11 protein-coding genes are annotated in these 11724 nt (G+C 66.6%); 4 read left to right on the top strand and 7 right to left on the bottom strand.

Annotated features, from left to right (window positions below):
• Nucleotides 1-5 precede the first annotated feature (5 nt).
• Both ACTJJM_RS13710 and ACTJJM_RS13705 read right to left on the bottom strand, forming a co-directional pair.
• Nucleotides 6-1352, bottom strand: a complete 1347-nt coding sequence (locus tag ACTJJM_RS13710) for a phosphomannomutase (protein ID WP_313412505.1) — start codon at nt 1350-1352, stop codon at nt 6-8.
• Between the two features lie 97 nt (nt 1353-1449).
• A complete protein-coding gene (locus ACTJJM_RS13705) occupies nt 1450-4080 on the bottom strand; it encodes a DEAD/DEAH box helicase (RefSeq protein ID WP_440865764.1) in 2631 nt (876 codons plus the stop codon).
• Between the two features lie 158 nt (nt 4081-4238).
• Between ACTJJM_RS13705 and ACTJJM_RS13700 the strand changes: the two genes are divergently transcribed.
• The 3 genes from ACTJJM_RS13700 to ACTJJM_RS13690 are packed head-to-tail and all read left to right on the top strand — an operon-like array spanning nt 4239 to nt 6238.
• Nucleotides 4239-4970 carry a CoA transferase subunit A gene (locus ACTJJM_RS13700; RefSeq protein ID WP_012509993.1) on the top strand — a complete coding sequence of 244 codons (732 nt, stop codon included), beginning with the start codon at nt 4239-4241 and terminating at the stop codon, nt 4968-4970.
• A gap of 1 nt (nt 4971) precedes the next feature.
• Nucleotides 4972-5604 (top strand): CoA transferase subunit B, encoded by a 633-nt coding sequence (locus ACTJJM_RS13695; protein WP_224328947.1) that lies wholly within the window; start codon nt 4972-4974, stop codon nt 5602-5604.
• Between the two features lie 46 nt (nt 5605-5650).
• Complete coding sequence (locus ACTJJM_RS13690; protein WP_224328948.1) at nt 5651-6238, top strand: alpha-ketoglutarate-dependent dioxygenase AlkB; 588 nt, start codon at nt 5651-5653, stop codon at nt 6236-6238.
• 3 nt (nt 6239-6241) lie between these two features.
• Here ACTJJM_RS13690 and ACTJJM_RS13685 read toward each other — a convergent pair whose 3' ends face one another.
• The 4 genes from ACTJJM_RS13685 to ACTJJM_RS13670 are packed head-to-tail and all read right to left on the bottom strand — an operon-like array spanning nt 6242 to nt 9760.
• The gene (locus ACTJJM_RS13685; protein WP_049455356.1) at nt 6242-6883 is read right to left on the bottom strand and encodes an ABC-type transport auxiliary lipoprotein family protein; all 642 of its coding nucleotides are present in this window, start codon (nt 6881-6883) and stop codon (nt 6242-6244) included.
• The gene (locus ACTJJM_RS13680; protein ID WP_010480691.1) at nt 6880-7806 is read right to left on the bottom strand and encodes an MlaD family protein; all 927 of its coding nucleotides are present in this window, start codon (nt 7804-7806) and stop codon (nt 6880-6882) included. Before ACTJJM_RS13680 ends, ACTJJM_RS13685 begins: the two co-directional genes overlap by 4 nt.
• A 3-nt stretch (nt 7807-7809) precedes the next feature.
• Nucleotides 7810-8637 carry an ABC transporter ATP-binding protein gene (locus tag ACTJJM_RS13675; RefSeq protein ID WP_010480693.1) on the bottom strand — a complete coding sequence of 276 codons (828 nt, stop codon included), beginning with the start codon at nt 8635-8637 and terminating at the stop codon, nt 7810-7812.
• A 1-nt stretch (nt 8638) separates the two neighbouring features.
• A complete protein-coding gene (locus ACTJJM_RS13670) occupies nt 8639-9760 on the bottom strand; it encodes an ABC transporter permease (RefSeq protein ID WP_010480695.1) in 1122 nt (373 codons plus the stop codon).
• A gap of 92 nt (nt 9761-9852) precedes the next feature.
• Between ACTJJM_RS13670 and ACTJJM_RS13665 the strand changes: the two genes are divergently transcribed.
• Nucleotides 9853-11112, top strand: coding sequence for a threonine/serine ThrE exporter family protein (locus ACTJJM_RS13665; RefSeq protein ID WP_010480697.1), 1260 nt, complete (start codon nt 9853-9855; stop codon nt 11110-11112).
• Nucleotides 11113-11247: 135 nt separating this feature from the next.
• Here the strand turns inward: ACTJJM_RS13665 and ACTJJM_RS13660 are convergent, their stop codons facing one another.
• Complete coding sequence (locus ACTJJM_RS13660; RefSeq protein ID WP_071306591.1) at nt 11248-11631, bottom strand: H-NS histone family protein; 384 nt, start codon at nt 11629-11631, stop codon at nt 11248-11250.
• Between the last annotated feature and the right edge of the window lie 93 nt (nt 11632-11724).

Raw genomic sequence — 11724 nt, 5'->3', positions numbered from 1 at the left:
CTTGATTACTGCTGGATGAGACGGGAGATTTCGTCGGTGCGGGCCTGCATCAGCGCTGCGTCGCCACGGGCTTCAACGTTCAGGCGCAGTAGCGGCTCGGTGTTGGAGCTGCGCAGGTTGAAGCGCCAGTCGCCGAAGTCGGCACTGATGCCGTCGGTGTGGTCCAGTACCGGCGCTTGCGCCGCGAAGTGCGCCATGACGCGGGCCACAGCGGCCTTGGCATCGGCCACCTTGAAGTTGATCTCGCCACTGCACGGATAGGCCGCCATGCGGTCTTCGACCCAGTCGGCCAGCGAGCGGCCGCTTTCGGAAATCAGCTGGGCGATCAGCAGCCACGGGATCATGCCGGAGTCGGCATAGGCGAATTCGCGGAAGTAGTGGTGGGCGCTCATCTCACCGCCATACACCGCATCCTCGGCGCGCATCTTTTCCTTGATGAAGGCATGGCCGCTCTTGCACAGCACCGGTACGCCGCCCGCCTGCTCCACCATCTCCACGGTGTTCCAGACCAGGCGCGGGTCATGCACGACCTTGCCGCCGGGATTGCGCGCGAGGATGGCCTTGGCCAGCAGGCCGACCAGGTAATAGCCCTCGATGAAGCGGCCGGTGTGATCGAAGAAGAAGCAGCGATCAAAGTCGCCGTCCCAGGCGATGCCGAAGTCAGCACCATGCTCGCGCACGGCGTCGGCAGTGGCGGCACGGTTTTCCGGCAGCAGCGGGTTGGGAATGCCGTTGGGGAAGTTGCCGTCGGGTTCGTGGCAGATGCGGATGAACTCGAACGGCAGGTGCGGGGCCAGCAGGTCGACGATGGCGCCCGCGCCGCCATTGCCGGCATTCACCACCAGCTTCAGCGGCGTGAGCTTGCTGGCATCGACATAACTGAGCAGGTGCTGGATGTAGGCGCTCTTGTCATGCTGGGCGGTCTGCCCGGCACGCGGCGGCTGGGCCTCGGACATATCGACGGCGACCGCATCGGAGATCGCGAACAGGCCGGTATCGGAGCTGATCGGACGGGCATTCTCCTTGACCAGCTTCATGCCGTTGTAATCCATCGGGTTGTGGCTGGCGGTCACCATCACGCCGCCGGCCGCGCCGAGGTGATCGGTCTGGAAGTAGACCTCTTCGGTACCGCACAGGCCGATGTCGATCACCTCGCGGCCGGTACCACGCAGGCCTGCGGCCAGCGCATCCTGCAGCGCCGGGCTGGTCAGGCGCACATCGTGGCCGAGGACCACCGGACCGGGAGCGAGCTGTGCGGCCAGGGCGACGCCGATGCGGCGGGCCAGGTCTTCGTTCAGTTCTTCCGGCACACGGCCGCGGATATCGTAGGCCTTGAAGGCGGGCAGGGGCATCGATCAGATCCTTTGTGAGCTCAGCCCCCAATTGTAGTCCCAGTCCCGTATGGGAATCGTTTCCATCGGGGAACGCCACCTGACTGGCGTTCGGGGGTCAGGCTCGCGTCGACCGTTTGCCCGCTTTACGGGAACGTTTGCCGGGCAGGCCCGGCAACGGCGCCAGCAGCGCCTGCACGTCTTCCTCGCTGAAGCGTGGCCACGTAGCACCGCCGCCTTCGAGAATCGAGTCGGCCAGCGTGGCCTTGCGTTCCTGCAGCTCGGCGATCCGTTCTTCAATGCTGCCTGCGGCGATCAGCCGGTAAACGAACACCGGCTGCTGCTGGCCGATGCGATGGGCGCGGTCACTGGCCTGGTTTTCGGCCGCCGGGTTCCACCAGGGGTCGAAGTGGATGACGGTGTCGGCGGCGGTCAGGTTCAACCCGACGCCACCTGCCTTCAGGCTGATCAGGAACACCGGTACCTCGCCCTGCATGAAGCGCTGCACCGGCGTAGCCCGGTCCTGGGTGTCGCCGGTCAGGGTCACATAGGCCAGCCCGAGCTCCTCCAGCGCCTGCGCGATCAGTGCCAGCATGCCGGTGAACTGCGAGAACACCAGGACCCGCCGGCCCTCCTCGACCATCGACGGCAGCATGTCGCGCAGCAGCTCCAGCTTGGCCGAGCCGGCATTGCGTGCCGGGGCGTCGCCCGGCAGCAGGCGCGGATCGCAGCAGACCTGGCGCAGCTTCAGCAGGGCATCCAGCACCACGATATGGCTGCGCGCCAGCCCGCTGCCGCTGATGGCCTCGCGCACCTGTTTTTCCATTGCGGCACGCACGGTTTCATAGAGATCACGCTGGCTGCCCTCCATTTCCACCGCACGGGTAATGAGGGTCTTGGGCGGAAGCTCTGACGCGACCTGTTCCTTGCGCCGGCGCAGGATGAAGGGACGCAGTCGCTGTGCCAGCAGCTGGGCACGGCGGTGGTCGCTCCCGCGCTCGATCGGGTGGCGCCAATGCTGGTTGAACTGCTTCTCGGTGCCGAGCAGGCCGGGCAGCAGGAAATCGAACTGCGTCCACAGTTCGCCCAGATGGTTTTCCAGCGGCGTACCGGTCAAACACAGGCGATGGCGGGCCTGCAGCGTGCGCAGGGTAATGGCCGCACGTGACTTCGGATTCTTCACCTGCTGGGCTTCATCCAGAATCAGCAGATGGTAGGCATGTGCCTGCAGCGCCTGCTCGTCGCGCCACAGCAGGGGATACGTGGTCAGCACAAGATCATGCTTGGGAATCGCCTCGAACATTGCTTCGCGCGTCGGTCCATGCAGGGTCAGCACCCGCAGGCCAGGGGTGAAGCGTGCGGCTTCGCTCTGCCAGTTGTGCAGCAGCGAGGTCGGCACCACCAGCAGCGCCGGCTGGTCCAGGCGGCCACTTTCCTTTTCGACCAGCAGATGCGCCAGCGTCTGCAGGGTCTTGCCCAGCCCCATGTCATCGGCCAACACACCGCCCAGACCCTGTTGGCGCAGGTACTGCAGCCACGACAGGCCTTCACGCTGATAGGGACGCAGCGTTGCCACCAGCCCGGCCGGTGGCGGCACCTCACCCAGCGCGGGTGCCTCTATCAGCCGCTGCACCAGCGCCTGGGTATCCTTGCGGCCCCGGAACTGCAGGCGCGCCGTGCCCTGCAGCGCCTGCAGGCGGCCACGGTCAAGCGCTGACAAGCGCAGCGGTCCGCCGCGCTGGGCGAACAGGTCCGCCAACAGGGCCATGATCGGCTTCAGTCGCGCCGCCCGCACCGCCAGGCGCGTGTTGTCGCCTGTCTTCAACAGGATGTTTTCGTCATCGCCGATGGCGTCCAGCTGGCCACGCATCCAGCGGGGATCGGACTGCAGTACCTGCTGCAGCAACGGAACCATCGACACGTTGCGGCCGTCCACCTGGATGTCCAGGCCCAGGTTGAACCAGCCTGCATCCGCCGGGTCCGCCTGGATGTCCAGGTCGATCTCATCCACCCGGGTGATGCGATGGCGGAAATCGTCGTCCGTCTCCACCTTCCAGCCCAGGGCTTCCAGGCGCGGCACGTCGTCCAGCAGGAACCGTGTCCAGTCATGGGTGCGCAGCTGGAACTGAGGGCCTGCGCCCTCCAATGGCGCCCGCGGGGCCGTGTCGCGGTGCAGTCCCATCGTGCGCAGCTCGGCCTCGCGCCGTGACTCCTCAACCAGGTCGCGGGGCAGCAGGGCGAGCTGGCCCTCCGGATCGTGTGCGAACAGGCTCGGGTCATCCAGGAACCGCACGTGCTCGTCGTATTCGAAGGCCACGGTCGCGATATCGGCCCACTGCGAAGGGGCACGGGGGGCAAGCCACGGCGGACGGAACTCGACCGTGTGCAGGCGCAGGACGGGCGTCATCGAACGGATCAGCAGCGTTGGCAGCGTGCTGCTGTCGTCGGGCATGGGGGGCGTATGGTCGATCTGCTGCAGCATCCGCGCCAGCACAGCCGCCACGTGCAGGCAGTCGTGGCCGAGCGGGCAGGAACACCGGTTGCGCAGCAGGCTGCGCGGATGGCGAAGGCTGGCAGCCAGGTCGATCTCCACCCGGTAGGAGTACTTGGCCGGGATCTTTACCTCAGCGACCAGAATGTCACCGAACAGACGCATGCTGTGGACTTCCGACAGGCAATGGTCGCTCATTTCCAGCGTCCGGCCCTCCATCCAGCGGAGCAGGTCTTCTTCGGTGTAGGTATGGGCCATCAACGAGGGTGGGGCGGGCACGGGGCCGGCCATTGGCAGGGGAACCCGGCATTCTACGGAACCCTGTGCGATGCCCGTGCAATGCTGCGGCGCATCCAAGCCCTTCGCGGCCCTCCAGCTAGAATGCGGTCATCCTCAACGTGCAGGGTAGTACAGCAATGCAGCAATCGACTTCCACCGGCAAGCGCGGCAAGCGCTTCGCCAGTGCGGCGGAGGCCCTGCAAGGGGTGGTCGCCGATGGCCAGACGCTGGCCGTGGGCGGCTTCGGCCTGTGTGGCATTCCCGAGGCACTGATCGCCGCGCTGCGCGACAGCGGCGCCAAGGGCCTGACCGTGATCTCCAACAATGCCGGCGTTGATGGTTTCGGCCTGGGCCAGCTGCTGGAAACCCGGCAGATCAAGAAGATGATTTCGTCCTACGTGGGCGAGAACAAGGAATTCGAGCGCCAGTTCCTGGCCGGCGAGCTCGAGCTGGAATTCAACCCGCAGGGCACCCTGGCCGAGCGCCTGCGTGCCGGTGGTGCAGGCATTCCGGCGTTCTTCACCGCCACCGGCTATGGCACGGTGGTGGCTGAAGGAAAGGAAACCCGCGAGTTCGACGGCAAGCACTACGTGATGGAAACCGCGCTGCGCGCCGACGTGGCGCTGGTCAAGGCGTGGAAGGCCGACGAAGCGGGCAACCTGGTGTTCCGCAAGACCGCGCGCAACTTCAATCCGGCCTGCGCGATGGCCGGCAAGGTCTGCATCGTGGAAGTGGAGGAGGTGGTGCCGGTCGGCGCGATTGATCCGGACCAGGTGCACCTGCCGGGCATCTACGTACACCGCATCGTGCACAACCCGCATCCCGAAAAGCGTATCGAACAGCGCACCATCCGCGCGGAGGGCAACTGACATGGCGTGGACCCGCGATGAGATGGCGGCACGTGCCGCCCGCGAACTGACCGATGGTGCGTACGTGAACCTGGGCATCGGCCTGCCGACCCTGGTTGCCAACCACATCCCCGAAGGGGTGGACGTGTGGCTGCAGTCGGAAAACGGCCTGCTCGGCATCGGTCCGTTCCCGACCGACGCCGAAGTTGACGCCGACCTGATCAATGCCGGCAAGCAGACCGTCACCGCGCGTGCCGGTGCCAGCTATTTCGGCAGCCACGACAGCTTCGCGATGATCCGCGGTGGACACGTCAACCTGGCCATCCTCGGCGCCATGCAGGTCACCGACAAGGGCGACCTGGCCAACTGGATGGTGCCCGGCAAGATGGTCAAGGGCATGGGCGGTGCGATGGACCTGGTGGCCGGCGTGCAGCGCGTGGTGGTGCTGATGGAGCACACCGCCAAGAACGGCGAGCACAAGATCCTGACCGAATGCACGCTGCCGCTGACCGGTGTCGGCGTGGTCGACCGCATCATCACTGACCTGGCCGTGTTCGACGTGACCGACAAGGGCCTGTTGCTGGTGGAAGCGGCGCCGGGCGTCAGTGATGACGAGCTGAAGGAAAAGACCGGCGTCGCGTTCCAGCGCGGCTGAGAGTGCAAGGGCGGCCAAGCGCCGCCCTGTTCCTTGAGGGATCGCCATGCTGTTCCCCCATGACCTGCCCGATGCCGACGTCCAGCACCTGCCGGGCTGGCTGGCCACGGCCGATGCCGACCGGCTCCTGTCCGCCCTGCAGGCCGAAGTCCGCTGGGAGGTCCATCGCATCCGCATGTTCGGCAACTGGGTGGATTCGCCGCGGCTGAGTTGCTGGATCGGCGATCCGCTGGCGCGCTACCGCTATTCCGGTGCTGAATTCGTGCCGCACCCCTGGCCACCCGCGTTGCAGGCCATGCGCGGGCGCCTGCAGGCGGAGGGCATCGGCCGCTTCAACAGCGTGCTGCTGAACCGCTATCGCGGCGGTGGCGACTACATGGGCTGGCACAGCGATGACGAGCCAGAGCTGGGGCCGACCCCGGTGATTGCTTCGCTGAGCCTGGGCGCGGCGCGCCGCTTCCTGCTGCGCCGGCGCGATGACCCGGCGCGGAAGGCCGAGTACCTGCTCGGCCATGGCGATCTGCTGGTGATGGCGGGGCAGACACAGCGGTTCTACCAGCACGCGCTGCCGAAGATGGCACGGGTGCAGGGCGAACGGATCAACCTGACGTTCCGCTGGATTACGCCACGCTGACGGTCAGCGCGCGACGGTCGGCTGGTCGGCCTGTCCGCTTGTCAGCGTCCAGCCCACCATCTCCTGTGCCAGCTGCTGCAGGCCGCGCTCGAACGCAGCGGCAACCGCCGGCACGTCGGTACTGCCGACCGGCTGCGCCTGGCGGAAGGTACGGTCGGCGACCACGCGCTGGTCGGCCACATGGATCAGCTTGGCGTTGACCTCGATCACCACGGTCGGCGTGGCCTGGCCCAGGTAGTCCGATTCAAAGCGGCGCACGTCGGTGGACAGCTTGTAGTCGGCACGGATGCCGGCACTGCTGCGCGCCACGCCACGGATGCGGCCGGAGTCCTCAAAGCCACGCAGCAGGGTGTCCTCGATCATGTCGGTGGCCGGCTGTGCCCAGCTGGCCCCCTTGTAGATCTCCATCTGCGACGGCGTCGGCCGCACGTTGATACGCGGACTGTCGACCATGCGCGCGGCGCTGGGCTTGGCCAGCACCAGCTGCCAGCCCACCTGTGGCCACGCCGGGTCGGCCTTCACCTGCACGGACGGCGAGTACAGCGTCACTGCGGTTTTCTCGCTGCTGCCAAGGATGGAGCAGCCGCCCAGCAGGGTGACCATCGAAGCGGCCAGCAGCAGGCGCGGAAGGGCGGTCGGGCTCATTTGGGTTCGAACTCCTTCGGTGCGTCGCGGCCCAGCAGGTAGCGCGCGGGGTTGTTCTCGAGGCGGTCGCTGACCCGGCGCAGATCGCGGATCAGGCCGCGCAGTTCGGTCAGCGTCGGGCCGAGCTGGCCGAGGCCATCGTTGGCGAAGCTGTTGATCGCGGCACGGTTCTCGCCAAGGATCGAGTCGGCGTTGCCGGCGGCCGAATCAAGCTTGGCCAGGGTGGCGTCGAGCTTGTCGATGATGCCCGGCAGCTGCTGCACCAGGTTCTTGTCCAGGCGCTCGATGGTGCCATTGGTGGTCTTCAGCGTGGTGTCTAGGCTGCGGGCGGCATCGCGCGCGCTGAGCAGCAGCGCCTGCGTGCCCTGATCACGGTCGGCCAGGCCGCCGCTGATCGTTTCCAGGTTGGCCAGCGTCGCGTTGATCGAGGCCACGTTGCGGTCGCTGAGGATCTGGTCCATGCGCTCGACGATGCGGTTGGCAACGTCGGTGATGTTCTGCAGCGCCGACGGCGTGGTTGGAATGATCGGCGCCGGGTCCTTGTTGACCGTGGTCAGTGCCGGCGACTGCGGCGTACCACCGCTGAGCTGGATGATCGACGGGCCGGTCAGGCTGGTGATCGCCAGCTTTGCACGGGTATCGGTCTTGACCGGGGTGGTCGAGTTCAGGCGGATGCGTGCGACCACCTGGCGCGGGTCGTCCGGAACCAGGTTCAGTTCGATGATCGAACCCACCGCGATGCCGTTGTACTGCACCGGGCTGCCCACCGACAGGCCGGTTACTGCCTCGCGGAACACCACGCGGTATTCCTGCCAGGTACGGTCGGAGGAGTACTTGGCCGCCCACAGGCCGAAGGCCAGCAGGGCCAGGCCGGTGATCAGGGTGAACGCGCCGATCAGCACGTAGTTGGCTTTGGTTTCCATGGCTCAGGCACTCTCGATCTGTTCGCCGCGCGCGGCACGCGCACGCGGTCCGTGGAAGTATTCCTGGATCCACGGATGATCCAGTTTCTCGATGTCCGGCAGTGGCGCGTTGGCCACCACTTTGCGGTCGGCGATCACCGCCACCCGGTCGCAGATCGCATACAGCGTGTCCAGGTCGTGGGTGATCAGGAACACGGTCAACCCCAGTGCTTCCTGCAGGGTCTTGATCAGTCGGTCGAAGGCGGCCGCGCCGATCGGGTCGAGTCCGGCGGTCGGTTCATCCAGGAACAGCAGCGGCGGGTCCAGTGCCAACGCGCGGGCCAGGCCGGCGCGCTTGCGCATGCCGCCGGACAGCTGCGAGGGCAGTTTGTTGATCGCATCGGCGGGCAGGCCGGCCAGCTTCACCTTCAGCAGCGCCAGTTCGTAATGCCAGCGCTCGGGCAGTTCGCGGTGGTGCTCCTTCAACGGTACCTGCACGTTCTCGCCTACGGTCAGCGACGAGAACAACGCACCGTCCTGGAACAGCACGCCGGTGTTGCGCTCGATGTGCAGGCGGCTCTCGGCATCGTCGGCACGCGCGTCGCGGCCCAGCACCTCGATCCGGCCTTCGTCGGGCGTGCGCAGGCCGAGGATGGAGCGCATCAGCACCGACTTGCCGGTACCCGAACCACCCACCACGCCGAGAATTTCGCCGCGGCGCACGTCCAGGTCCAGGTCCTCGTGCACGGTCTGGCTGCCGAAGCGGTTGACCAGCCCGCGCACGCGGATGGCCAGGTCGTGGCCATCGTCGTCCTGCATGGGAATGTCGTCGGGCGTCGGATGCGTGCTCATGTCACCAGTCCATGTGCATGAACCACAACGCCGCGAAGGCGTCGATGATGATCACCAGCGAGATGGTCTGCACCACGCTGGAGGTGGTGCGTTCGCCCACCGACTGCGCCGTGCCTTCCACCTTCAGGCCTTCCAGGCAGCCGATCAGGCCGATCACCAGCGCGAACACCGGCGCCTTCGACAGGCCGACCAGCATGTGCCGCACTTCCATCGTCTCGTGCATGCGCGCGATGTACATCTGCGGCGGGATGTCGAGGTCGAACGCACCGACGGTGATGCCGCCAGCCAGGCCGGCCACCATCGCAATGAAGGTCAGCAGCGGCAGGGTGACCAGCAGCGCCAGCAGCCGTGGCAGCACCAGCAGGTCGATCGGATCCAGGCCCAGGGTGCGCATCGCATCGATTTCCTCGCGCGCTTTCATCGCACCGATCTGTGCGGTGAAGGCGCTGGCGGTGCGGCCGGCCAGCACGATGGCGGTCAGCAGCACCGCGAACTCGCGCAGGAAGGCGATGTTGACCAACTCGACCACGTAGATCTCGGCGCCGAAGTCGCGAAGGATGGTCGAGCCGAGGAAGGCGATCACCGCGCCCACCAGGTAGGACAGCAGCGCCACCAGCGGTACCGCGTCCAGCCCGACCTGCTCCATCTGGTGCACGGTGGCGGTCAGGCGGAAGCGACGGGGTTCCTTGACCAGGCGAGCTCCCTTGACCAGGTTCTCGCCGAGGAAACTGCACAGCGCCTTGATGTTGTGGCCGGTGGCATGGACGCTGACACCCAGCCGTTCCAGCGCCGCCAGCACGCCGAAGTCGCGCTTGGGCTTGGGCCGGTCGTCGGCCACTTCCTCGATGGTGCACACCAGCGCCTGGTGATCCGGGCGGAACTTCAGTGCGTCCTCGCCGAGGTCGGCGCGATGGGCTACGCGCAGCACCTGCAGCACGCCGGCCGAATCCATTTTCTCGATGGCGGTGGCATCGATGCCGGTCAGCGTGTCGGGAACGCCGCGCAGGACTTCGGCCGCGGCCAGCGCGGTCTTCAAGGTCCAGGTGCCGGACAGGCGGATCACGCCCGGGTCATGGGCATCCTGTTCGAGCTGGGGGGCGTGGTTCGGGGTCACTTGGGCCATTCGGGTCGCAGCATAACCGTTCTGTATTGGGCTTCGCGTCGAACTCGGATGAATTTCTCCGGTAAGGCCCAGCCTAGGTAATACTACGGCGCATGTCCGCAGACGCTCACACGATCCCCACGCCCCAGGCCAGCTACGCACAGCGCGTGGCCTTCGTTTCCGAGATCGCCGGACGCCTGCACAGCTATGGCACAACGGCCCAGCGCCTGGAAACAGCGGTGGTGGCACTGGCCCGCCAGCTCGATCTGGATTGTGAACCGTGGTCGAATCCCACCGGTATCATCCTCAGCTTCAGCGACCCGGCGCAGGCGATCGGCTCCAGTGACATCACCCGCGTGATCCGCTTGGCGCCCGGCGAGAACGACCTGCACAAGCTCAGCGTCGCCGACCATATCGCCGAGGAAGTGGCCAATGGGCGGATGAGCATCGCCCAGGGCCACACCGCATTGCGCCAGCTGGACAAGGATCCGGGCCGGCGCGGCAAGCTGCGCACCATCCTTTCGTTCACCCTCGGCGCGGCCGGCGTGGCCGGCATGTGGAAGCTGCCGTGGCTGGACATCGCCACCGCCGGTGTCATCGGCCTGATGATCGGCCTGCTCGGCATGGTCACCGACCGTCGCCCGGCCACCCGCGAAGCCGCCGAGGCACTGGCCGCGCTGCTGGCCGGCCTGGTCGCCACGCTGGTCGCGTCCTTCATCGGCGCGCTCAACCTCAACACAGTGATCATCGCCTCGCTGGTGGTGCTGCTGCCGGGCATGTCGCTGACCAATGCGGTCAATGAACTGGCCAGCCAGCACTGGGTGTCGGGGACCGCGCGCTTCGCCGGTGCGCTGACCACCATCATGAAACTCAGTGTGGGCGCGATGATCGCGGTGACCTTGGCCGACGTGCTCGGCCTCGACCCGGTGATCCGCGCGGCGCGGCCGCAGGGGCCCTGGGTGGAGTGGGGCTCGCTGCTGACCGCGGCGTTCGCCTTCGCGATGCTGTTCAAGGCCAACCGCCGCGATTACCCGTGGGTGATCGCCGCCTCGGTGGCCGGCTATGCGATCTCCAAGTTCGGTGGCCACGCCTGGGGCGCGCCGGCCGGCATCTTCCTGTCGGCGATGCTGCTGACCGCCGGTGGCAATCTGTTCGGCCGTCTCGTTGGCCGCCCGGGTGCGATCATCCGCCTGCCTGGCATCATCATGATGGTGCCAGGCAGCACCAGCCTGCGCGGCGTGCTGACCCTGGTCCAGCAGCAGGACGTGGGTGCCGGCCAGAGCGTGTTCCTCACCGTGCTCAACGTGGTGATGGCCCTGGTCGCCGGCCTGCTGTTCGGCAACCTGCTGATGCCCGCTCGCAAAACCCTGTAATGATGTCGGTGAGTGTGGACCGTTGGTCCACACGCCGGGAGGGCTGCTTGCTGTGGGTGTGGACCTCGGTCCACACACCGAAGAATGAAAAACGCCGGCTTTCGCCGGCGTTTTTCATCGCATCCCGATCCGGCCTCAGGCCTTCTTGATCAGGAAATCTTCCGGCTTCTTGTTGCCCTTGGCGGTCAGCTCGGCCATCCAGCGCGGCTGCTTGCCACGACCGGTCCAGGTTTCCTTGGGGTTGGCCGGGTTGCGGTACTTCGGAGCAACCTTGCCCAGCTTGCGGCCAGCGGCCTTCGACGGTGCCTTGGCGGCCTTGGCCACCTTGCGCGCGCGCGGGGCCGGGGCGTCGCCGAACAGTTCCTCGATGGTGTAACCCTCGGTCTTGGCCAGCTTGGTCAGCTGTGCCCGGACCTTGGTGATCGGCCGGCGCTTGGCGACGATGGTCTGCTGTTTCTTGGCGGTACGGATCAGGGCGCCCAGCTCGCGTGCCGACAGGCCGGTCAGGTCAATGCTCATTTACGGTTACTCCGGAAACTAATAAGTGGACGGGACGAGCCAGTCCATGGCGTCGCGGGACAGAATAAAGATGAATTAATCCCAGCACAAATG

The sequence above is a fragment of the Stenotrophomonas sp. 22692 genome (assembly GCF_052045015.1).
GTDB classification, from domain to species: domain Bacteria; phylum Pseudomonadota; class Gammaproteobacteria; order Xanthomonadales; family Xanthomonadaceae; genus Stenotrophomonas; species Stenotrophomonas geniculata.
This window is presented reverse-complemented; position numbering and strand designations above follow the sequence as displayed.